Origin of the sequence: Mycobacterium sp., assembly GCF_046091765.1 — a bacterium.
Taxonomy (GTDB): domain Bacteria; phylum Actinomycetota; class Actinomycetes; order Mycobacteriales; family Mycobacteriaceae; genus Mycobacterium.
The window spans coordinates 18,295-40,062 of the sequence record NZ_JBJTCF010000135.1 but is presented as its reverse complement, the minus strand read 5'-3'; the positions used below and the strand labels follow the sequence as shown (position 1 = coordinate 40,062).

Annotated in this window: 26 protein-coding genes; 3 read left to right on the top strand and 23 right to left on the bottom strand. The window is 70.0% G+C overall.

The features are described 5' to 3' along the window. Positions 1-6 precede the first annotated feature (6 nt). The 9 genes from ACKOB8_RS15580 to ACKOB8_RS15540 all read right to left on the bottom strand — a co-directional run bounded on the left by ACKOB8_RS15580 (position 7) and on the right by ACKOB8_RS15540 (position 6,964). A complete protein-coding gene (locus ACKOB8_RS15580; RefSeq protein ID WP_526378870.1) occupies positions 7-264 on the bottom strand; it encodes a hypothetical protein in 258 nt (85 codons plus the stop codon). 4 nt (positions 265-268) lie between these two features. Continuing rightward, entirely contained in the window at positions 269-754 is a 486-nt protein-coding gene (gene mce1N / locus ACKOB8_RS15575; RefSeq protein WP_526378868.1) for a transport-regulating membrane protein Mce1N, read from the bottom strand. Next, positions 747-1,205, bottom strand: a complete 459-nt coding sequence (locus tag ACKOB8_RS15570; RefSeq protein WP_526378866.1) for a hypothetical protein — start codon at positions 1,203-1,205, stop codon at positions 747-749. The genes mce1N and ACKOB8_RS15570 overlap by 8 nt, the downstream gene beginning before the upstream one ends. Positions 1,206-1,224: 19 nt before the next feature. Next, complete coding sequence (locus ACKOB8_RS15565; protein WP_526378864.1) at positions 1,225-1,644, bottom strand: hypothetical protein; 420 nt, start codon at positions 1,642-1,644, stop codon at positions 1,225-1,227. Then, positions 1,641-2,618: a porphobilinogen synthase gene (gene hemB, locus ACKOB8_RS15560; protein WP_526378862.1), complete on the bottom strand. Its 978-nt coding sequence runs from the start codon at positions 2,616-2,618 to the stop codon at positions 1,641-1,643. The genes ACKOB8_RS15565 and hemB overlap by 4 nt, the downstream gene beginning before the upstream one ends. A 6-nt stretch (positions 2,619-2,624) precedes the next feature. Further along, complete coding sequence (locus ACKOB8_RS15555; protein ID WP_526378931.1) at positions 2,625-4,265, bottom strand: bifunctional uroporphyrinogen-III C-methyltransferase/uroporphyrinogen-III synthase; 1,641 nt, start codon at positions 4,263-4,265, stop codon at positions 2,625-2,627. A 13-nt stretch (positions 4,266-4,278) separates the two neighbouring features. Next, the gene (gene hemC, locus ACKOB8_RS15550; RefSeq protein ID WP_526378860.1) at positions 4,279-5,238 is read right to left on the bottom strand and encodes a hydroxymethylbilane synthase; all 960 of its coding nucleotides are present in this window, start codon (positions 5,236-5,238) and stop codon (positions 4,279-4,281) included. A 5-nt stretch (positions 5,239-5,243) separates the two neighbouring features. Beyond that, entirely contained in the window at positions 5,244-6,605 is a 1,362-nt protein-coding gene (locus ACKOB8_RS15545) for a glutamyl-tRNA reductase (RefSeq protein ID WP_526378858.1), read from the bottom strand. Between the two features lie 98 nt (positions 6,606-6,703). Next, positions 6,704-6,964, bottom strand: coding sequence for a glutaredoxin family protein (locus tag ACKOB8_RS15540; protein WP_526378856.1), 261 nt, complete (start codon positions 6,962-6,964; stop codon positions 6,704-6,706). Positions 6,965-7,002: 38 nt separating this feature from the next. Here ACKOB8_RS15540 and ACKOB8_RS15535 point away from each other — a divergent pair, with 38 nt between their 5' ends. Both ACKOB8_RS15535 and ACKOB8_RS15530 read left to right on the top strand, forming a co-directional pair. Then, positions 7,003-7,938, top strand: coding sequence for an HAD family hydrolase (locus ACKOB8_RS15535; RefSeq protein WP_526378854.1), 936 nt, complete (start codon positions 7,003-7,005; stop codon positions 7,936-7,938). Positions 7,939-7,981: 43 nt separating this feature from the next. After that, entirely contained in the window at positions 7,982-8,497 is a 516-nt protein-coding gene (locus ACKOB8_RS15530; RefSeq protein ID WP_526378852.1) for an FAS1-like dehydratase domain-containing protein, read from the top strand. An 11-nt stretch (positions 8,498-8,508) separates the two neighbouring features. On the opposite strand, the gene ACKOB8_RS15525 is transcribed toward ACKOB8_RS15530, so the two are convergent. The 9 genes from ACKOB8_RS15525 to ACKOB8_RS15485 all read right to left on the bottom strand — a co-directional run bounded on the left by ACKOB8_RS15525 (position 8,509) and on the right by ACKOB8_RS15485 (position 16,193). Further along, positions 8,509-9,567, bottom strand: a complete 1,059-nt coding sequence (locus ACKOB8_RS15525) for a lysophospholipid acyltransferase family protein (protein ID WP_526378850.1) — start codon at positions 9,565-9,567, stop codon at positions 8,509-8,511. Beyond that, positions 9,557-10,675 carry an SDR family oxidoreductase gene (locus ACKOB8_RS15520; RefSeq protein ID WP_526378848.1) on the bottom strand — a complete coding sequence of 373 codons (1,119 nt, stop codon included), beginning with the start codon at positions 10,673-10,675 and terminating at the stop codon, positions 9,557-9,559. The genes ACKOB8_RS15525 and ACKOB8_RS15520 overlap by 11 nt, the downstream gene beginning before the upstream one ends. A gap of 87 nt (positions 10,676-10,762) precedes the next feature. Next, positions 10,763-10,864 carry a 30S ribosomal protein bS22 gene (locus ACKOB8_RS15515; protein WP_003402602.1) on the bottom strand — a complete coding sequence of 34 codons (102 nt, stop codon included), beginning with the start codon at positions 10,862-10,864 and terminating at the stop codon, positions 10,763-10,765. Between the two features lie 113 nt (positions 10,865-10,977). After that, entirely contained in the window at positions 10,978-11,241 is a 264-nt protein-coding gene (locus tag ACKOB8_RS15510; protein WP_526378846.1) for a helix-turn-helix domain-containing protein, read from the bottom strand. A 139-nt stretch (positions 11,242-11,380) separates the two neighbouring features. After that, positions 11,381-12,250: a pyrroline-5-carboxylate reductase gene (proC, locus tag ACKOB8_RS15505; RefSeq protein ID WP_526378844.1), complete on the bottom strand. Its 870-nt coding sequence runs from the start codon at positions 12,248-12,250 to the stop codon at positions 11,381-11,383. Positions 12,251-12,259: 9 nt separating this feature from the next. Next, a complete protein-coding gene (locus ACKOB8_RS15500) occupies positions 12,260-13,084 on the bottom strand; it encodes an acyl-CoA thioesterase (protein ID WP_526378929.1) in 825 nt (274 codons plus the stop codon). A gap of 5 nt (positions 13,085-13,089) precedes the next feature. Further along, positions 13,090-13,935 carry a sugar phosphate isomerase/epimerase family protein gene (locus ACKOB8_RS15495; protein WP_526378841.1) on the bottom strand — a complete coding sequence of 282 codons (846 nt, stop codon included), beginning with the start codon at positions 13,933-13,935 and terminating at the stop codon, positions 13,090-13,092. A 15-nt stretch (positions 13,936-13,950) separates the two neighbouring features. Beyond that, positions 13,951-15,189: an Rv0497 family membrane protein gene (locus ACKOB8_RS15490; protein WP_526378839.1), complete on the bottom strand. Its 1,239-nt coding sequence runs from the start codon at positions 15,187-15,189 to the stop codon at positions 13,951-13,953. Further along, complete coding sequence (locus ACKOB8_RS15485; RefSeq protein WP_526378837.1) at positions 15,186-16,193, bottom strand: Ppx/GppA family phosphatase; 1,008 nt, start codon at positions 16,191-16,193, stop codon at positions 15,186-15,188. The genes ACKOB8_RS15490 and ACKOB8_RS15485 overlap by 4 nt, the downstream gene beginning before the upstream one ends. Positions 16,194-16,226: 33 nt before the next feature. On the opposite strand from ACKOB8_RS15485, the gene ACKOB8_RS15480 reads away from it, so the two are divergent. Then, positions 16,227-17,006, top strand: coding sequence for a DUF3109 family protein (locus ACKOB8_RS15480; protein ID WP_526378835.1), 780 nt, complete (start codon positions 16,227-16,229; stop codon positions 17,004-17,006). Between the two features lie 33 nt (positions 17,007-17,039). On the opposite strand, the gene ACKOB8_RS15475 is transcribed toward ACKOB8_RS15480, so the two are convergent. The 5 genes from ACKOB8_RS15475 to mshA all read right to left on the bottom strand — a co-directional run bounded on the left by ACKOB8_RS15475 (position 17,040) and on the right by mshA (position 21,749). Continuing rightward, the gene (locus ACKOB8_RS15475) at positions 17,040-17,723 is read right to left on the bottom strand and encodes a winged helix-turn-helix domain-containing protein (protein ID WP_526378833.1); all 684 of its coding nucleotides are present in this window, start codon (positions 17,721-17,723) and stop codon (positions 17,040-17,042) included. Beyond that, positions 17,720-18,913, bottom strand: a complete 1,194-nt coding sequence (locus tag ACKOB8_RS15470; protein ID WP_526378831.1) for a sensor histidine kinase — start codon at positions 18,911-18,913, stop codon at positions 17,720-17,722. Before ACKOB8_RS15470 ends, ACKOB8_RS15475 begins: the two co-directional genes overlap by 4 nt. Before the next feature lie 131 nt (positions 18,914-19,044). Next, on the bottom strand, positions 19,045-19,809 hold the full coding sequence (locus tag ACKOB8_RS15465; RefSeq protein WP_526378829.1) for a phosphoglyceromutase: 765 nt from the start codon (positions 19,807-19,809) through the stop codon (positions 19,045-19,047). Positions 19,810-19,821: 12 nt separating this feature from the next. Beyond that, positions 19,822-20,406 carry a YbjN domain-containing protein gene (locus ACKOB8_RS15460; RefSeq protein WP_526378827.1) on the bottom strand — a complete coding sequence of 195 codons (585 nt, stop codon included), beginning with the start codon at positions 20,404-20,406 and terminating at the stop codon, positions 19,822-19,824. Continuing rightward, positions 20,403-21,749 carry a D-inositol-3-phosphate glycosyltransferase gene (gene mshA / locus ACKOB8_RS15455; RefSeq protein ID WP_526378825.1) on the bottom strand — a complete coding sequence of 449 codons (1,347 nt, stop codon included), beginning with the start codon at positions 21,747-21,749 and terminating at the stop codon, positions 20,403-20,405. Before mshA ends, ACKOB8_RS15460 begins: the two co-directional genes overlap by 4 nt. Positions 21,750-21,768 lie beyond the last annotated feature (19 nt).

Below are 21,768 nucleotides of genomic sequence, written 5' to 3'. Positions count from 1 at the left end.
ATACCCCTAGGGGGTATATCTGCCAAGCCGGGCCCGGCGCACCAGCCCGGCCAGCCCCAGGACGACCAGCACCCCGGCCGCCGTGCCGCACACCAGGGCCAGGAACATCATCGGCGGGTCGTAGACCACCGAGACGGTCGCGGGTTCGCCCTCGGTGACCGGCGCGACGTCGACCAGGCTGCTCACCTGCGCCCAGCACAGCGCCGCCGCGCCGGCACACAGCGCCGCCAGCACCAGCTGCACGACGTGGCGCGCCGATCCCACCCGCTCAGGCCCTCGACTCGATCAGCTCGGTGAGCGCCGAGCGCAGGCCCGCGGCGTCGCGGGCCCAGGCCTGCACGTAGCGGTCCTGGGTCAGCTTCAAACCGATCGCGGTGCGGCCCTTGGGCAACTCGCTCAATTCCCCGAGGGTTCTGCCCTCCTGCCACTTCTGCGGGGCCGCGCGTTTGCCCTCGGGTTCCGGGCACACCGCCACGATCTGGTCGACCGGGAGGATCTCGGTGCCCTCGCGCAGGGACTCGGGGGTGAGCTCGACGACCGTGTGAATGCGTGCGGCCTTGACCTGGATTCCCAGGAAACCGGTCACCAGAACAAAGAACATCAGCGGGATCAGCGGCTGGAACCCCGCACCGGTGTAGAACCCGATGAACACCATGATCAGCGCCGACACCGGCCCGAACAACAGCCACGACCAGCTCGCGCCGGGTTCGTAGAACAGCGGCCCGGGTGACGCGGGCTCCGGATGCTCAGACATCGCCGACCGCCGGATCGGCCAGCCGGTCGGCACTGCCGAACCACGCCACGACGGCCGGGCGGCTCAGCAGCAGGGCGCCGACCATGATCGGCAGCAGCCCCAGCAGCACCAGCACGTGCGTGCCACCCACCACCGCGGCGATCCCGACCACCACCACGAGCGCCAGGCCCAGCGCGACGGCCGCGCGCCGCGAGCGCGGGTCGCCCCGGCCGACCCGGACGACGAGCATCGTCAAGCCGGCCCCGGCCACGGTGAACACGATCCCGATGCCGCGGTAGAGCCGCAGAATGTCGCGGACGGACTGGTCGGACACCGACGCCGGCGCGGCTTGGCGGAGGGTGCCGAAACCGACCGTCGCCGTCAGCAGACCGCCGAGCACCAGCATCGCCGCCCCGGCGAGCATCAGCCAGAACGCGACGCTGACCGCCGTGGGCCGATCGGTCGACATCATGATCGGCCAGCCTAGCGTTTCACCGGGTGAAGAACCGATTCGGCTCCGGGCGATGCAGCAGGTAGATGCCGCCGCCGATGAGCACCGACCCGACGATGCCGGTGACCGCGAACACCACCGCCGATGCGGTGGGCCGGGGTACTGACAGCAGGCTGGCCGCGGTGTAGACCATGGTCGCCAAACCTCCACCGGTCAGCAGGGTGCGACTCCACCGGTACCCCGACCGCAGCAGCAACAGCAGCGTCAGGGTCACCGCGCCCACCACCGCCAGGATGAGGGTGGCCCCGCCGACCACCACCGCCGAACGGCTCGCGGCCGCACCGCTCGCCGGGTTGGTGAAGACGTCGAAGACCTGCCCGGCCAGCAGCAGCACCAGCGCCACCAGCCACAGCCAGAACCCGGTGTCGACGTCGGCCGGGCGGCGCGGACCCGCGTTCACGCCAGCCACGCTGCCGCCTCCGCCGCCCAGTACGACAGCACGATGTCGGCTCCGGCCCGCCGGATGCTGCGCAGCGACTCCGTGATCGCCGCGCGCCGGTCCAGCCAGCCGTTGGCCGCTGCCGCGCTGATCATCGAGTACTCCCCTGACACCTGATAAGCCGCGACCGGCACCCGGGCGATGTCGGCAGCCGCGCGCACCACGTCGAGATAGCCCAGTGCGGGCTTGACCATCACGATGTCGGCCCCCTCGTCGAGGTCGGCGATGATCTCGCGGACGGCCTCGCGACCGTTGCGGACGTCCTGCTGATAGGTGCGCCGGTCACCGGTGAGCGAGGAGGACACCGCTTCGCGGAAGGGTCCGTAGAACGCGGAGGCGAATTTGGCGGCGTACGCCAGGATCGCGACGTCGGCGAAACCCGCGGTGTCGAGCCCGTCGCGGATCGCGGCGACCTGACCGTCCATCATCCCGCTGGGTCCGACGATGTGCGCCCCGGCTCGCGCCTGCGCGACGGCGAGTTCGACGTACCGGGCGTTGGTGGCGTCGTTGTCGACCCGGCCCCGCGAGTCCAGAACGCCGCAGTGACCGTGATCGGTGAACTCGTCGAGACAGGTATCGGCCATCAGCACGGTGGCGTCACCGAGGTCGGCGGCCAGGTCCTGCAGGGCAACGTTGAGTATCCCCTCGGGACGGATGCCGGCCGAACCCGTGGCGTCCTTGTCCTCGGCTCGCGGCACCCCGAAGAGCATCAGCCCGCCGACGCCGGCGGCGACCGCCTCGGCCGCCGACGCACGCAGTGAGTCCCGGGTGTGCTGAACGACCCCGGGCATGGCGGCGATCGGTCGCGGTTCGGCGGCGTCGGCGACGAACATCGGCAGCACGAGGTGCCGCGGCTCCAAGGAGGTCTCGGCCACCAGCCGGCGCATGGCCGGTGTGGCGCGCAACCGACGGGGGCGGTGCCGGGGGAAGGTCATCGCAGGCTAACGGCGACGGCTCTTCTTGCGCGGCGGGGGTAGTGCGCCCTCGGCGCGCAGTCGCGCGGCGTGTTCGGCCAGCGCGTCGACCAGCGGGCCGACCGCGGCGGTCTCGGGCTGCACGTCGACCCGCAGACCGAATTCCGCCGCGGTCTCGGCGGTCTTCGGGCCGATGCAGGCGACGATGGTGCGGGTGTGCGGCTTGCCGGCGATGCCGACCAGGTTGCGCACGGTCGAGCTGGAGGTGAAGCACACCGCGTCGAAGCCCCCGGTCTTGATCATCTCCCGGGTCTCCGCCGGCGGCGGCGCGGCCCGCACGGTGCGGTAGGCGGTCACGTCCTCGATTTCCCAGCCGCGTTCGCGCAGCCCCTCGGCGAGGGTCTCGGTGGCGATGTCGGCGCGCGGCAGCAGCACCCGGTTCACCGGGTCGAAGACGCTGTCGTAATCCGGGAACTCGTCGAGCAGGCCCAGCGAGGACTGCTCGCCGGCGGGCACCAGTTCGGGGTGGATGCCGAACGCGCGGACCCGGTCGGCGGTCGACTCGCCGACGCAGGCGATCTTGACCCCGGAGAACGCGCGGGCGTCGAGACCGAACTCGGTGAACTTCTCCCAGACCGCCCGCACGGCGTTGGTCGAGGTGAACACCACCCACTGGTAGCGACCGTCGACGAGGCCCTTGACCGCGCGTTCCATCTGCGCCGGGCTGCGGGGCGGCTCCACGGCGATGGTCGGCACCTCGATGGGCAGCGCGCCGTGCCCGATCAGCTTCTCGCTCATCTCGCCGGCCTGCTCCTTGGTCCTGGGGACCAGCACCGTCCAGCCGTAGAGCGAACGGCTCTCCCACCAGTTCAGCTTGGCGCGCTGAAGCACCGCGCGACCGATGGTGACCACCAGCGGCCCGGCCAGCGGGCCGGCGGGGTTGCTGGCCCCGAGGGTGGCCCGGTCGGTCAGCCCGAGCAGCGTCGAGTCCACCGAGCGCTGCGCGCAGGTGGTGCCGCCGGCGGTCACCACGCACGGGGTCGACTCGGCCAGGCCGTACTCGATGAGGGTTCGCGCCGCCTCCGGCAGGTGCGCCGCACCGGCGGTCAGGATCAGCGGGCCCGGGGCGGCGGCCAGCGCCGCCCAGTCGACCGAGCCGCGCACGTCGGCGACGGTGTGGGTCGAGCCCAGCGGCAACCCGGCGTAGGTCGGCACCGCCACGGTGGGCGGCAGGCCCGGCACGATCTCGAACGTCACCTGGGTCCGCGCGATCGCGGTGACCTCGGCGATCAGCGCGTCGACCGACAGCGGGTCACCGGCGACCAGGCGGACCACGTCGATCCCGGTCTTGGCCTCGGCGACCAGGGTCTTGGCCACTTCCGCGGGTTCCCCGAGCGCGGGCCGGATGTCGGGGACACCGTGCTCCGCGGCGGGCTCAGCGGTTGCCGGATCGACCGCCGGAGCCAGGTCGGAGCCGACCAGGTCCAGCACCGCCTGCGGCACGTCCGGGTCGGTGAACACCACCGCGGCCCGAGCCAGCACGGAACGCGCGCGTGTCGTCAGCAGACCGGGGTCCCCCGGACCCGAGCCGACGAACGTGATGCGCCCCGGCTTGACCTTGCGCCCTCTGCCCGTCGCCTGACCAGCCTGGCCAGCCTGACCCTTCATCCCCACTCCCGCTCTACCGCTCATCGCGGAGTCGCTTGGACATGACCTCCCGCGCCCCGAGCTCGAACAACTCCGCGGCGACCGCGAGCCCGAGCTCAGCGGACCGGCCGGGCGTCCCGACTCCGGACGCGCGGATCACGTCGGATCCGTCCTCCGCCGCCACACATGCGCGCAGCGACAGTTCCTCGAAGACGTTGCCGTCCTCATCGATGGACTCGACCACCTCGGCGATCGCGCCCACCGGTGCGGAGCAACCCGCCTCCAGGTCGGCGAGCAGGACCCGCTCGGCGGTCACCGCGGCGCGGGTGTCGGAGTCGTCCAACTCCGCCAACAGCGCCGCGAGCCCGGTGTCATCCGCGCGGCATTCCACTGCGAGAGCTCCTTGAGCCGGTGCCGGCACCATCTGGACCGGCTCCAACGTCTCGGTGACGACGTCGAGTCGCCCGAGGCGGATCAGGCCCGCCCGGGCCACCACGATGGCGTCGATCTCGCTGTTGCTCACCTTGTTCAACCTCGTGTCAAGGTTGCCTCGTAGGGGGCGGATTTCCAAACCGAGACCCAGTGCTCTAAGCTGCGCGGCCCGGCGGACCGATGAGGTCCCGACGACCGACCCCGAGGGCAGCTGTCCGAGGACCAGTCCGTCCCGGGCGACCAGGGCGTCGCGCGGGTCCTCGCGGCGGGGTACGGCGGCCAGGACGAACCGCTCGTCGGGCGCCGTCGGCAGATCCTTGTAGGAGTGCACGGCCATGTCGACCCGGCCGGCGGCGATGGCTTCCCGCAGGGCGGCGCTGAAGACTCCCACCCCGATCTCGGCGACCGGGTCCCCGGAGCGGTCGCCCTCGGTGCTGACGATGACCAGCTCCGCCGGGTGGCCACGTCCGATGAGGAAGTCCCGGACGGTCGCGGCCTGCGTCGTGGCGAGCAGGCTGCCGCGGGTGCCGATCCGGATGACCGGATCGCTGGTGTCCCGCAAGGGGCCTACTCGGGGCTATCGGGCAGACCGTCGGCGGGTTCCGCGGACGGCGGAATCTCACTGGCGGCGAGGGCGTGGACGACCTGCGGATCGAGTTCGAACAGTTCCCGCAGCGCCTCGGCGTAGCTGTGCGCGCCGGGTTCGTCGATGAGTTGCTTGACCCGCACGGTCGGGGCGTGCAGCAGCTTGTCGACCACCCGGCGCACCATCCGGGCGATCTCCTGGCGCTGGTCGTCCTGCAGGCCCGGCAACCGGTTCTCCAAGCGCAGCAGCTCCGCTCCCACCACGTCGGCGGCCCGCTGCCGCAACGCGGTCACGGTGGGGATCACCTCGGCCACCCGCTGGCTGGCGAGGTACTCGGCGACCTCGACTCCCACGATCCGGCGGGCCGTGTCGGCGTCGGCCACCGCGGCCTGCGCCGAGGGATCGCGCTGCACGAGGTCCATGTCGATGACGGCGACGCCGGGCAACCCCGCCACGGCCGGATCGATGTCGCGGGGCATCCCCAGGTCGCACAGCACCAGCGAGTCCGGGCGCCGTTGCTCCGCGAGTGCGCGGTGCACGTCGGCAAGCGAGACCACCGGACGCACCGAGCCGGTGCAGCTGATCACGACGTCCGCTTCAGCCAGCGCGGTCGGCAGCTCGTCGAGCGTCGCGACCCGGGCCCCAACGCCGTGCACACCGATGTTGTGCGCCAGCCGCGCAGCGCGGGGCAGTGACCGGTTGACGACGATGATCTGCCGCACGCCCGCGCGGACCAGGTGCCCGGCAGCCAGGGCGCCCATCGAGCCGGCGCCGATCACCGTGGCGGTCCGTCCCGCGAGGGCGTCGGCGCCGAGGCGCTGCGCGGCGATGTTCAGGGCGACCGAGACCACGCTGGCGCCCGCGGCGTCGATCGCGGTCTCGGCGTGCACCCGCTTGCCGACGGCCAGCGCGCGCTGGACGAGGTCGTGCAGCACGCGCCCGACCGACCGGTTGGACTCCGCGCCGCCGTAGGCGCGCCGGACCTGTCCGAGGACCTGCTGCTCGCCGATGACCGCGCTGTCGAGACCGCTGGCCACACTGAAGAGGTGCTCGATGGCGGCGTCGCTGTAGCGGACATAGGCGTGGCGGGTGAGCTCGCCCATCGACAGCCCGGAATGCTCGGCGAGGACCTGCCCGATCGCCGACAGGCCACCGTGGAATGCCTCGACGACGGCATACACCTCGACCCGGTTGCAGGTGGACAGCAGCATCGCCTCAGTCACCAGCGGCGACTCCAGCACCCGCGCGACGAGCTTGGCCTGATCGGACTCCTCAGCCGTGAGCTGCTCAAGCACCGACACCGGTGCGCTGCGGTGAGACACCCCGAAGACCAGGACGCTCACCCAATCACCCCATCCACGGCTGTCACCGGCACCGGCTCGAAAATCTACCCCTCACGCTAAGCCGTCCGCAGCGGAGTGGCCAAATTCCAGCGGCGCGGTCACCGCTTCGTGATATCCGAGCGCAGCCGTTCCTCGTCGAGCTCCCAGTAGCTGTGTTCCCGGCCGTCCAGCAGGACCACCGGCAGGCGGTCCCCGTACTGGGCCCGCAGTCCCGGATCCCCCGCGGCGGCGGCGGCGTCGACATCGGTGCACGCCAGGTCGAAGTCCAGTTCAGCGGCCAGCTCGGCCAGGCGGTCATACATCGAGGTGCACACCGCGCACCCCTGGCGGGTCAGCAGATCGACATGGGCCCTGCTCATGACAGGTCAGTCTGTCACTGCCCGATAGGCTGGGCGGCGTGGCTTCCCGCGACGACCAGGAGCTGGCCGGGCAGGCCAGCGCGGAGCGCGCCATCGACGGCCTGCTGGCCGAACAGGCCGGATCGGTCGCCCGAGATGCCAGTATCGCCGCCTACCGGGAGCCCCATCCGCCACCGCAGGAGCAACCCGCTCCGCCGCCGGCAGACCTGACCGCCGCGGCCTTCTTCGACGTCGACAACACCCTGGTCCAGGGTTCCTCGCTGGTGCACTTCGGCCGCGGTCTGGCCGCGCGCAAGTACTTTCGTTACGCCGACATGGTGCGGTTCGTCTACGCCCAGGCGAAGTTCCAGCTGACCGGCCGGGAGAACAGTGCCGACGTTGCCGCGGGCCGGCGCAAGGCGCTCGCCTTCATCGAAGGCCGCACCACCGCCGAGCTGTCCGCGGTCGGCGAGGAGATCTACGACGAACTCATCGCAGCCCGCATCTGGCCGGGCACCCGCGCACTGGCGCAGATGCACCTCGATGCCGGCCAGCAGGTGTGGCTGGTCACGGCCGCGCCCTACGAGCTCGCCGAGATCATCGCCCGCCGCCTCGGCCTGACTGGAGCTTTGGGGACCGTCGCCGAGTCGGTCGACGGGGTGTTCACCGGACGGCTGGTGGGCGACATCCTGCACGGCCTCGGCAAGGCCTACGCGGTGCGCGCCCTGGCCGTCCGCGAGGGACTCAACCTCAGACGGTGCACGGCCTACTCCGACAGCTACAACGACGTGCCGATGCTGTCGCTGGTCGGCACGGCGGTCGCGATCAACCCGGATGCCGACCTGCGCGAGCTCGCACGCGAACGGGGTTGGGAGATCAGGGATTTCCGGACCGCGCGCAAGGCCGCCCGCATCGGGGTGCCCTCCGCCCTTGCGCTCGGGGCGGTGGGCGGCGCTCTCGCTGCCGCCGTCTCACACCGCCGCGGCGAGGCCTGACGAGCCACCCCGACACGCCAACCGGGATTGGTAGGCTCCGCAGGTGTCCATCGCCAGCGAGATCATCGGGACCCGCTACCGGTATCACGACTATTTCCTTGTCGGCCGGGAGAAGATCCGCGAGTACGCCAAGGCGGTTCAGTCCGACAACCCGTTGCACTTCAGTGTCGAAGCGGCCAGAGCCGCGGGTTACCCCGACGTCGTCGCCCCGCTGACCTTTATCGCGATCGCCGGCCGGCAGGTGCAGCTGGAGATCTTCAAGCAGTTCGACGTCGGGATCAATCTGGCCCGGGTGATCCACCGCGACCAGAAGATTCGCTTCCACCGGCCGGTGTTCGCCGGGGATAAGTTGTTCTTCGAATCGAGCCTGGACTCCGTACTCGAATCGCACGGCACGGTGATCAGCGAGCTTCGCAGCGAGGTCACCGACGCCGAGGGCAAACCTCTGCTGACCGCGATCGTGACGATGATCGGCGAGGCACCCGGCGCTGCCGAGACCAACGCCCAGGTGGCGGCGATCGCGGCGCGCGCCCTGCAGCGCCAGACCGCGAAGGATTAACCGAAGAAGACTTAACCGAAGAAGACGTTGCGTCGCTGTCCCAGCAGCTGATAGAGCGTCTGCTGAATGGTCTCGCGCACCTGATCGGTCAGCTCGAAGGTCACCATCGGATCCTCGGCCGCCGAGTCGCCGTAGCCGGACGTCTCGATCGGCGCGCCGAAGGCGATGTGCCACTTCGACGGCAGCGGCACCAGCCCCGCCGGACCGGCCAGCGGGAACAGCGGCGTGATCGGGAAGTACGGCACCCCCAGCACCCGCGCGAGCACCTTGACGTCGGCGAGCATCGGATAGATCTCCTCCGAACCCACGATCGAGCAGGGGATGATCGGCGCGCCGGTGCGCAGGGCCGCCGAGACGAACCCGCCGCGACCGAAGCGCTGCAGCTTGTAGCGATCGCGGAAATTCTTGCCCAGTCCCTTGTACCCCTCGGGGAAGACCGCGGTGAGCTCGCCGGCGGCCAGCAGGCGATTCGCGTCGGCATTGCAGGCCATGGTGTTGCCCGCACGCCGGGCCATCGGGCCGACGAGGGGCATGTCGAACACGATGTCGGCGGCGAGCAGTCGCAGATCTCGGTGGGCGGGGTGATGGTCGCGCACCGCCACCGCGAGCATCGGACCGTCGAACGGAAGCGTTCCGGCGTGGTTGGCCACGACCAGACCGGCACCGGTGTCCGGCAGATTCTCGACACCGCTGACCTCGACGCGGAACCATTTCTCGAAGAAGAACCGCAGCACCGGCAGGATCACCGCGTCGTTGTACTGCGGATCGAAGCCGAACTCGTCGACGGTGTAGTCACCGGTCAGCCGTTTGCGCAGGAAGTCCGCCAGACCGGCGATGCGCCGGGTGAGATCGCTGTCGCCGGTGTCGCTGGCACGGGCCTGTTCGAAGGCGTGAATGACGGCCTCGGCGGCTTCGGCCGCCGCACCGCCGTCGGCGGCCCCGGGCCGAGCGCCCCGCTGGGCGGGACCCGGCTGGGGACGCGGCCCGCCGCCGCGTTGGGCGGTTCGGGTGCGTGCCCGGCGCGGATCTCCGCGCAGGGGAATGACCTTCGCCTTGGGCTCACCCGCCACGCGTTATCCCCCCCGCCTTGGTGCCCGCCAGGGCATCTGGAGCCCAACGACGTGCTACGCCCACCGCCCGGGCTTCGGCTGAGCGTACCCACTCGGGGTTGATGATCGGCGTGAGGCCCCGCCCGCGGACGAAGTCGTCGAAGGCCTCCAGGGTCGTCCACTTGGGCTCAAAGCCCAGTTCAGAACGCATCCGGGTGGTGTCCATCACCCTGCCGTAGCTCAGGTAGGCCAGCTGCTCGCGGTTGATTTCGCTGTTCAGCGTCGCCTTGCGCAGCGAGTCGACGGCCCGCATGCCGAAGGTCGGGACGGCCAGCGCCAGCCTGCCCGCGCGGCGAATCGCCTGCGACATCATCACGATCCCGTCGGCGCCGATGTTGAAGGTGCCCGACCGGCCGGCCATGGTGGCCCGCTCGAGGGCTCCCAGTGCGTCCTGCTCGTGCAGCAGTTGCAGCCGGGCGTCGTGACCGAAGACGGTGGGCACCACCGGAGCGGCCAGGTAGCGGGCCAGCGCGGTGTCCATGCTGGGCCCGATCATGTTGGCCAGCCGCAGGATGGTGACCGCGATATCGGGCCGCCGCCGCCCGAGTCCGCGGGCGTAGCTCTCGATGTCCATGCTGTCGCGGGCGAACCCCTCGCTGGGCGGGCGGCGGCTGGTGCTGTCCTCGGTGTGCATCACCGGATCGTGCGGGTGCGATCCGTACACCTCCGAGGTCGACTTCAACACCACCCGGCGTACCGAGGGGGCCTTCTGGCATGCCGCGAACAGCTGCATGGCACCCATCACGTTGAGTTCTTTGAGGGTCGCTCGTCCGCCCGAACGAGGTGCGTAGGAGGCTGCCGCGGCGTGCACGACAGTGTCCACATCGCTGTTGCGGATGACCTTGGCGATGAACGGATTTCGAATGTCCGCCCGGACGAACTCCGCACGGCCCATCCGGCGCTTGAGATCCTTGCTGGGCGAGATCGCGTCCACCGCGATGACTTTGTCGATCGCCGCGTTCTGCGCCAGACGCGCGGTGAGGTAGGCACCGAGGAAGCGGCAGGCGCCAGTCACCAGGACGACTTTCGGCGGGTTCGACGCCGCTGCGATGGCGTCGCCGGATTCCATACGCTAAAGACTATCGGTGCGCATGCGGACAGGCATCTCGGCGCGTCGGGCGCGACACGACCAATCGTGGGCGACGATCAGCACCGACTATTTGCCGAGTTTTCTGCGCTGGACCCGGGTCCGGCGGAGCAGCTTGCGGTGCTTCTTCTTGGACATGCGCTTGCGCCGCTTCTTGATGACTGAACCCATGAACTCCGTTACCTGCGTCTCAACGCCCGCGTGCCGCCGGGCGTACCGATGATCCCGGTCACCATACCCAAGCCGGGCGGCGCAACGGAAAACGGCGTCGGCCGGGGGTGGGTCTACCCGGCGTCGAAGTAGGACGTCTGGAGCAGATCGTGGACCGCCTTGGCGTGCACGCGGAAGGACCGGCCGACGCGCACGGCCGGCAACTCGCCGTTGTGCACCAGCCGGTACACCGTCATCTTGCTGACCCGCATCAGCGCGGCCACCTCGGCGACAGTGAGGAACTGCGTCCTGGTGATCTGCCCGTCGGCTGGTCCGGCGTCGCGCGCCGCCTTACCGCCGCCGGAGTCTCGCTCCGACTGCCCGCTCGTAGACGTCATCGCAACCCAATCCGTCGGGCACGGGCAGTTCCAGCGGCTTCCCCACCGCTGGCACCGACCCGCGCATACCAGAGGAGAATAGCGTGGCCAATGGGGTTACTGCGACGGATGTTGGTTATTCAATCCGAAATCATCCAAATTACTCGGATGTAACTCCAAGCTGCTCAGAGCGTGTTTTTGCGGCGTCCACAGCGGCCGCGACGGTGGCCCGCAGGCCCCCGCGTTCTAGTTCGCGCAGGCCAGCCGCCGTCGTGCCGCCGGGGGAGGTGATGACGGCGCGCAGTTCGGCCGTCGTGGTGTCCGGCCGGGCCGGGCCGGAGGCGGACTGCTGGAGCCGGGCGTCCATGCGCTCGAGCAGCATCTCGGCGGTGCCTGCCATGGTCTGCACCGCCAGCGTGGTGGCCACCGAACGGCTCAGCCCGCCGGCGACGGCGGCATCCACCAATGCCTCCACGAAGAGCAGGAAGTAGGCCGGACCCGAGCCGGAGACCGCGGTGACGGCGTCGAGTTGCTGCTCGGAGACCCTGAGCACGGTCCCCACCCGCTCGAAGAGCCCGGCCACCTCGGCCAGCTGCTCCTCGGTCGCGAAACGCCCCCCGGCCAGTGCGGTGGCACCGGCACCGACCAGGGCCGGCGCATTGGGCATCGCCCGGATGACCGGGAATCCGGCCGGCATCCGCGCCTCGTAGAACGCGGTCGTGACGCCGGCGGCAACGCTCACCAGCACCTGTTCGACCGCACTGCTCTCGGCCCGGCTGGCGGCCTGCGCGATCTCGGCGACGACCGACTCCACGTCGGCGGGCTTGACCGCGACGACGATGTAGGACGCGTTCTCCACCGCGTCGGCGACCGGGGCCACCAGCACCGAGTACGTCTGGGCCAGGTACTCGGCGCGTTTGGGCATCCGCTCGGCCACCACCAGATCCTTGACCTGGCGGCCACCTCGGAGCAGCCCGGCGAGGAGCGCCTCTCCCATTCCGCCGCCGCCGACGATCGCGATTCTGACCACAGACGAACCCTACCGACCGGGCAGCAGGGCGAGTTGGCGGGTTTGGACGACCACGCGTCCGGCGCTGTCGATGACCGTGTGGTCCTCGTCGAACCAGTCCGGACCGATCTGGGTGGCCCCGCACAGGACCCGCAGCCAGCCGTCGACCGGCACGCCGCGCAGGTAGGCGGTCAGCTGCACGGTGGGCGCCCAGCCTCGACGGCCCACCGCGTAGCTGACCGGTACGGAGATGTCTCCGCACATCAGCGCGAAGTACTCGTCGACCTGGCCGACACGGGGACGCACCCAGATGGAGAAGAGCGCCTGCGGATCGGTCCCGGCCGCGGCCGGGTGGATGTGACAGCCGCGGGCGAGATTGTTGATGTCGGCCCCGGCGTGACCCGGGCCGATCGGGGGGATGTCCGCGGGGGGTTCGGCACTCATCGCCACGGCGGGCGGCGCGATCAGCAGCGGCTCACCGTGACCGAGGCTGCCCAGGGTGACCGCGGCGTGGACGCACGTCCGTCCCGCCGCGACGAGCTCGACGTCGACCGTGCCGATGCGTCTGCCCCGCTTGCGGACGTCGGCGAGGACGCGAACCTCGCCGGGTTCGGGCGCCGACAGGAAGTTCACCGAGACCGCGACCGGAGCGACCGCCGGCCCGCCCGCATCGGGTTCGCCGTCCTGATAGGCCCGGGCCGCCGCTTTCGCGCACAGCGCAACCATCACGCCGCCGTGGACCTTGGGTCCGATGGTCCAGTGTTCGTTGAGGACGGCGGCGAAGGTACGCGGGCGGCCGTGCGCGGGACCGTCGACGGGATCGAGGAGCATCGCGTCGGCGAACCACGGAGTCATCGTGCTCATCGCAACAGGTGGGAGCGGGCGAAGTCCAGCGACTCGCTCAGCAGCCCGTCGCGCTCGGCCTTGTTGCGGGCGAAGGACGTGGTGACCTCGAGGATGACGTGGCCGGTGAACTCTCCCCCGGCCAGCATCTGACACATCTCCACGGCGGGTTGGGTACCACGGCCGGGTACCAGGTGCTCGTCGGTCGACGCTCCGTTTCCGTCGCACAGATGCAGATGCACCAGTCCCTCGCCCATCCGGCGGGCCATGTCCATCGCGTCGGTTCCCGCCGTCGCGGTGTGGGAGAGGTCCAGCGTGTAGTGGGCATGGTTGCCGTCGAGCGGGTCGTAGGACGGGGCGAAGGCGGAGATCGCCGGTCCGGGGCGTCCGCCACGCCGTCGCATGCGCTCGATGGACGGCTGCCCGGATCCAAAGAACCGGTCGGCCCGAAACGGGAACATGTTCTCCACCGCGACCAACACGTCACTGCGCTGCTCGAGCCAGGCCACCTGATCGGCGAAGCCCTCGGCGTAGCGGCGCTGCCAGCGGAAGGGCGGGTGGACCACGACGGTCTGCGCGCCCAGCCGCTCGGCGGCCTGAACGCTGCGATTCAACTTGAGAATGGGGTCGGCACCCCACACGCGCTGGGAGATCAGTAGGCACGGCGCATGGATCGACAGGACGGGAACCCGGTAGCGGCGGGACAACCTGGAGACCGCGCCGATGTCCTGGCTGACCGGCTCCGCCCACACCATCAGCTCGACCCCGTCGTAACCCAACTCCGCAGCGCACTCGAAGGCCGCTTCGGTCCGAAGCGGATAGACCGAAGCCGTGGAAAGTCCTACTTTGATCGCCGGGCGCACGGACGCATCGGAGGATCAGGTCGACTGCAGCAGGGCGAGTGGTCCGAGTGTCACCAAGGCTCCGACCGCGACCGCGATGAGGGTGCTGGCGATGTCCTCGGTCCTGCGAACGACCCGCACTCCGATCACCAGGCCGAGGATCACGAGCACCGAGAGCACCAGCGCGACGATCGTGTTCCACCGCCAGAGCTGATCGAATCCGATGAAGAGCCCGGCGCCGAACGCGACGGCGCCGATCGACTGCAACACGGCGACGGCGCCGTGGCGGACGGCGGCCAGCCTGGTCTCGATCCGGCGCGCCGGGGGAACCTCGCGTTCGGCTACCGCGACCCCGCCGCGAGCGATGTCGTCCGCGACGGTGTCGCCGCTGAACAGCGGCCCGCCGGTGGCGGTGAGGTACGACCGCAACTCACCGGCCTCGGCGAGCTCTCCGGCGACGGCCTGCTCCCCGATCAACTCCGCCAGATCAACGGACTCGTCGACGGGGTCGAAGGCCATCTGCTCGGCGTCGGAGGGCCTGCGCTGAGGCCGGGGGTCGTCGCTGAGTTCGGGGCCGGTGCCGCGACGCGGACGTGGGTCGTTGGCCAGGGGCGGCGTCGCCGGGACAGGGGCCACCGGCTCGGGGATCTCCTCGACGGTCTCCTCAGCGGTCTCCTCGAGGATTTCGGGAGCCTCATCCTCGGCCTCAGACTCGAGAACCTCCTCGACCGACTCCGCTTCGGCATCGGGCTCGACGGGCTCGGCCTCTTCGGCCGCTTCGGCCTCTTCGGCGATTTCGGCCTCTTCAGCCTCGTCGACTTTTTCAACCTCGTCGACCGCAGCGATATCGTCGTCCTCAGCGATCTCGTCGACGTCAGCGATCTCGTCGACGTCATCGATCGCAGCGATCTCGTCGACCGCATCGACGTCGGCTTCAACCTCAGCCTCGGCGTCTTCGGCTTCGGCGATCTGTTCGACCTGCTCGGCCGCGACCTCATCGACCTCATCGACCTCATCGATCTGGTCGACCTCATCGATCTGGTCGACCTCGTCGATTTGTTCGACCTCGTCGACCTCGTCAACCTGATCGACCGGCTCCTCCGCCGGGATAACAGGGATCTCCCCGGTCAGCTCCGACACCGGGACGCCGCCCGCGCGGCGGCCCCAGCGCCGGCGACGGTGGCCGCCGACCGGCGGCGAGCCGATGATTCCGTTCCGGGCCAGCAACTCGGCGACCGAGATCGGCCGTGAGTCGTCCTCGTCTGATGCAGTCATGTGTCGCCTCTCGATCGGCGGCGATCAGGTCCTTGACCCTTAGCATCCTCCACCGGCGACTCCACGAAGGCGGTTCCGTCCGCTTCGCTGTCGAGTCGGCGCAGGATAATGCCCTCGCGCAGGGCCCATGGACAGATGTCCACCCACTCCAACGACAGTGCCCTCATCGTCGCCTCCGCCACCAGAGCACCGGCCACGATCTGTGGCGCGCGCTCCGCACTGACCCCTTCCAGCTCGGCCCGGTCTGTCGTGGTCATCCTAGAGATGAAGGCGATGAGCTGCCGCAGCCCGTTGGCGGTGAGGGTTCTCTTGACCCGCGGGCCGGCCGCCGACGGCGCCGCCCCGGTCAGTCGCGCCAGCGACCGGAACGTCTTGGAAGTCCCCACCGCGAGGTCCGGTGGGCCGACCTCGCGGACCGCCTTGCTGGCATCGGCCAGCTCGGTGTCGAGCCAGTCACGCAGCATCGCCACCCTGCGCCGGCCCGGAGGATCGTCGGGCAACCACTCCCGCGTCAGCCGGCCGGCCCCTAGTGGCAGCGACAGCGCGACATCGGGTGCCTCGTCGACCCCGGTGGACAATTCCAGCGAGCCGCCGCCGATATCGAGGTTGGTGATCCGGCCCGCACTCCAGCCGTACCACCGCCGGACGGCCAGGAAGGTCAGCCTCGACTCGTCGGTGCCGGAGAGCACCTGAACGTCCACGCCGGTCTCCGAGCGCACCCTGGCCAGCACGTCCTCGGAGTTCTTCGCGTCCCGCACCGCCGAGGTGGCGAAGGCCATCACATCGGCGCAGCCGGAGCTCGCCGCGATCTTGGCGAACTCGTCGACGGTCTCGATCAGCTTCCCGGCGCCACGGCGGGTGAGTTTCCCTGACTCGTCGATCGCCTCGGCAAGCCGCAGGGAAGCCTTCGTCGAACTCATCGGCGTCGGGTGGCCACCGCGATGGGCGTCGACCACCAGAAGATGGACCGTGTTGCTTCCCACGTCGAGTACGCCCAATCGCACGGATTACAACCTAATGCGTCTACCGTTAACGCCGTGACGCAAAGGCACCATGGCGAGGTCGAACTCGATTTTCCGCGCGAGTGGGTGGAGTTCTACGACCCGGCTGATCCCGAACACCTCATCGCGGCGGACCTGACCTGGCTGATGTCCCACTGGACCTGCGTGTACGGCACACCGGCCTGCCAGGGAACCGTCGCCGGCCGCCCGGACGACGGGTGCTGCTCACACGGAGCCTTCATCTCCGACAAGGACGACCAGGCTCGGCTCGACGACGCGGTGAAGAAGCTGACCGAGGCAGATTGGCAGTTCTACGGCAAGGGCCACGGTCGCAAGGGCTACCTGGAGATGGACGAGTATGACGGCGAGCCCAACCTGAGAACCCGAAAGTACAAGGGCGCCTGCATCTTCCTCAACCGGTCGGACTTTCCCGGCGGGATCGGCTGCGCGCTGCACAGCAAGGCACTCGAACTCGGGGTCGAACCGCTGACGATGAAGCCGGAGGTGTGCTGGCAGCTTCCGGTCCGACGCAGCCAGGAGTGGGTCACCCGGGCGGACGGGACCGAGATCCTCAAGACCACCATCACCGAATACGACCGGCGGGCATGGGGCGAGGGTGGTGAAGACCTGCACTGGTACTGCAGCGGTGATCCGGCGGCACACGTCGGGCGCGACCCGGTCTGGAAGTCCTACGCCGCCGAACTGACTGAGCTCATCGGTGAGAAGGCGTACGCCGAACTGGCGGCGATGTGCGAGCGACGCGGCGGCTTTCCGCTGATCGCGGTGCACCCGGCGACCCGCGCGGCCGGCCACTGACCCGGGCCCTGACCCGGCCGGCGGCCGGTCGGATCAGCCTTCCAGCTTGTAGCCGAGTCCACGCACCGTGACGATATGCACGGGATTGGCGGGGTCGGCCTCGATCTTGGACCGCAGCCGCTTGACGTGGACGTCGAGGGTCTTGGTGTCACCGACGTAGTCGGCCCCCCACACCCGATCGATCAGCTGACCGCGGGTCAGCACCCGACCCTTGTTGCGCATCAGGTACTCGAGCAGGTCGAACTCTTTGAGCGGGAGCGGAACCTGCTTGCCCGCGACGCTGACCACGTGACGTTCCACGTCCATGCGCACCGGTCCGGCCTCCAGCGTGGAGTCGCCGAGTCCGTCGTCGCCCTCCCCGAGCCGGCGCAGCACCGCGCGGATGCGAGCGATCAGCTCACGGGCCGAGTAGGGCTTGGTGACATAGTCGTCGGCGCCGAGTTCCAGGCCGAGCACCTTGTCGATCTCGCTGTCACGGGCGGTCACCATGATCACCGGAACACCCGACCGGGCCCGAAGTTGGCGGCAGACGTCGGTTCCGCTCATGCCCGGCAGCATCAGGTCCAGCAGCACGATGTCGGCCCCGGAACGGTCGTACTCGGCCAGCGCGGAGGGGCCGTCCATGGCGACTGTCGCCTCGAACCCCTCCTTGCGAAGCAGGAATGCCAACGGGTCGGCCAGCGACTCCTCGTCCTCGACGATCAATACCCTCGTCATGCCACCTCGTCTCCGACCGAGTCGTCCGCATCGCCGCCGGGATAGGCCGGGATGGACAGGGTGAAGGTCGATCCGGTACCCGGCCGGCTCCACAACCGGATGCTGCCGTTGTGATTGGCGGCGACATGTTTGACGATCGCCAGCCCCAGACCCGTTCCGCCGGTCGCGCGCGAGCGCGCCTTGTCGACCCGGAAGAACCGCTCGAAAACACGGCGCTGATCGGCCAGCGCGATGCCGATACCGCGGTCGGTGACGGCGATTTCGATCACCTCTCCGCGCCGGCGGCGACTGATCGACACCGTCGAGGCGTCCGGTGAGTAGGCGATCGCATTGGAAATCAGATTGGCCACCGCGGTGACGAGCAGCGGTTGATCCCCCAGCACCTGCAGTCCGCTCGGGGCATCGGTGTTGATGGTGATCTTGGCGCTGTCGGCGGCGACCTTGTGGCGCGAAATCGCCTCCTGGACGATGGTGTCGACGTCCACGGACACCAGGTCGGGCAGCCGTTCGGCGCCCTGGAGCCGGGACAGTTCGATCAGCTCGCCGACCATGTCGGCCAGACGCTGCGACTCGGTGTGCAGCTTGCGGCCGAAACGCCGCACCGTCTCGGGGTCGTCGGCCGACTCCAGTAGCGCCTCGGCGAGGACGCCCATCGCCCCGACCGGGGTCTTGAGTTCGTGGCTGACGTTGGCGACGAAGTCGCGGCGGCTGGCCTCCATCCGGGCCAGTTCGGACTGGTCGTCGAGATAGACCACGGCAAATCGGGGCGGCTCGGTGCTGAGCAGCCGGACGTGCCCGCGCACCGACAGACCGGAGCGCCCGCCGGGCGCACCGCGCGGCGCCGAGAGGTCGACCTCGACGTCCTCGCCGGTAGCCAGCGTGCGCTGAGCGGCCGCCCAGACCCGTTCGTCGAGCAGCCGATCCCGGACCAGTCCCAGTTCGGCGGCCCGTTCGTTGCTGACCAGGACGTCGCGCAGACTGTCGACCACGACCACGCCCACCGGCGCCAGCGCGACGGTGCGCTGCAGGATCTCAGAGACGGTCATGACACCGCCCCCGCCCGCGCGGGACCCGGCCCGGCGCCAGCGCCCGGTCAACCGGGCCGAGGCCACCGTGGCGGTGAAGTAGCCGATCGCAGCACCCGCCAGGGCCGCGACGACGGCCCACAGGGCCGCCGCTGCAACGCTCACGCCGAAAGCGTACGCACGGAGCCAACGCCACGGAAACACGGTGCGGCCCGCGGCGAGAACATCACATTCGGGGCTCGCGGAGTTCGGTCGTTGTTTACCTGATGTTCTCCTCGGCTAGCCGAGAAAACCCCCTACCGGTTGCCTTGGCCGGCCACCGCCGCCGCGCCGGCGGCCGCCGCCTCGGGGTCGAGGTAGGTGCCGCCGGCCACCAGTGGCCTCAGGTCCGCTCCCAGGTCGTAGCGCAGCGGGACGCCGGTCGGAATGTTCAACGCGACGACGGCGTCGTCGGACATCCCGTCGAGGTATTTAACCAGCGCTCGCAGCGAGTTGCCGTGCGCGGCGATCAGCACCGTCTTGCCGGCCTGCAGGTCGGGCACGATCTGCTGCTCGTAGTACGGGACGAACCGGGCGACCACATCGGCCAGGCACTCCGTGAGCGGGCCGCCGTCGATCTCGGCGTAGCGGGGGTCGGCGTCCTGGCTGTAGGTGGAGCCCTTCTCGATCGGCGGCGGCGGGGTGTCGTAGCTGCGCCGCCACTTCATGAACTGCTCTTCGCCGTACTTGGCCTTCGTCTCGGCCTTGTCCAGGCCCTGCAGGGCGCCGTAGTGGCGCTCGTTGAGTCGCCAGCTGCGGCGCACCGGAATCCAGTGCCGGTCGGCCGTGTCCAGCGCGAGGTTCGCCGTCGTGATCGCCCGGCGCAGCAGGGATGTGTAGACGACATCAGGCTGGGTCTCCAGCGCGGCGATCAGTTCCCCCGCGCGGGTGGCCTCAGCCCGGCCCTTGTCGGTGAGGTCGATGTCGACCCACCCGGTGAACAGATTCAGCGCGTTCCACTGGCTCTCGCCGTGTCGCAGCAGGATCAACGTGGCCGGTGTGGATGCGCCGGATGCAGCCATGTCGAAAGTGTCTCACGTGCCGGTGGCGTCCGGGTCAGCGTCGGCCGACCCGTCCCCGCTGCAGTCCCCCCTGCCGTCCCCCCGACCATCGGTGCCCTCGATGAGGTGGCGGAACGCCGACAGATTCTGCAGCGACTCACCGCGCGCCACCCGCCAGGCCCACTCCTTGCGGATCGAGGTGGCGAACCCGAGTTCGAGCAGGGTGTTGAAGTCGTTGTTGACCGCCTCCAGAACCTGGCCGAGGACGCGGTCGATCTCCTCGGCGCTGACGGCTTCCAGGGCGATCCGGCCGATCAGGTAGATGTCGCCGATGTTGTCCAGCGTGTAGGCCACCCCGTAGAGCCGTCGATTCCGCTTGAGCAGGAAGCGGTAGACGCCCTCGTGGTTCTCGTCGGGCTTGCGACAGACGAAGGCCTCCACCCGGACCGAGTGCTCGCCGATGGTCAGCAGGGTGTTGGTCTTCAGCTTGCGCTCGCCGGGAAGCTCGACGATCAGACCGGGCAGCCCGCCGTGCGCGCCCTGGTAGCGGGTGTAGGGCAGGTCGTGCTCGGTGAGGACGTCGGTGATCACCTGTTCGGCGCGGGCCCCGGGAGTCACGCCCGCACCCCGCGGCGCATCGCCCAGCGCCGCCCGCCGCGGCGGGCGACCAGGTCACGCGCCGCGCTGCGCCGGTGGGCGCTGCCGTAGTCGGCGATCGCCCGGCGGTAGCTGGCCAGCAGCGCGTCGACGGTGCTGTCCCAGGAGAAGCGCCGCGCGTGGTCGCGGGCCGCCCGGCTGAGCCGCCGGGGATCGGCCTCGAGGAGCTCGGCGATGGCCGTCGCCCAGTCGGCCGGTTCGTGGCCCTCCACCAGGGCCCCGCTGCGCCCGTCGGCTACCGCCACCGGCAGGCCGCCGACGGCCGCCGCCACCACCGGGGTGCCGCAGGCCTGCGCCTCCACGGCGACCAAGCCGAAGGACTCCGAATAGCTCGGGACGGCGACGAGGTCTGCCGCACGGTAGACGTCGACCAGACGATCACGCGACTGCGGCGGCAGGAAGTCGACCCGCTCGGCGATCCCCAGTTGTGCGGCCAGCTCGCGCAGACCCTCCGTACCCAGGCCCCGACCGGACGGCCCACCGGCCACGAGCACCCGCACCGGGGCGGTGTGACCCGACAGCAGGGCGGCGGCGCGCAGTAGGACATCAGGTGCCTTCAGGGGCTGAATACGACCGACGAAGGCGACGATCGGTCCGGTCGCCGGCAGCCCGAGCGCGGCCCGGGCGGTGCCCCGGTCGCCGGGCGTGAAGAAACCCAGATCGACGCCGGGATGCACCACATCGACCCGGTCCGGGTCGGCGTGGTGGAGCGAAACGATCTGGCGCGCTTCGACTTCGGTGTTGACGATCAACCGGTCCGCCTCGTCGACGACCTGCTGCTCGCCGACCGCGCGCAGCGGCGGCTCGGGCGCGTCGCCCTCGGCCAGTGCGGCGTTCTTCACCGCTGCCAGGGTGTGGGCGGTGTGGACCAGTGGCACCGCCCATCGGTCACGCGCCAACCATCCCACCTGACCCGACAACCAGTAGTGCGAGTGCACCACGTCATAGTGGCCCGGGTCATGGTTGGCCTCCGCGCGCAACACCCCGGCGGTGAACGCACACAGCTGGGTCGGCAGATCGTTCTTGTCCAGACCCTCGAATGGTCCCGCCACGACGTTGCGCACCAGCACCCCGGGACCGACGGAAACGACGGGCGGATCCGCCGAGGAGGTCGCCCGGGTGAAGATCTCGACCTCGACCCCACGCCGAGCCATCCCCAGCGCGGTCTGCAGCACATAGACGTTCATCCCGCCCGCGTCGCCGGTGCCGGGCTGGGCCAGCGGCGAGGTGTGCACGGAGAGCACCGCCACGCGCCGGGGGATCGAGGGATCCCGGGCGTCGGTCACCTCTCGCGGATTCCGCACTTCTCCATCTTTACACTGC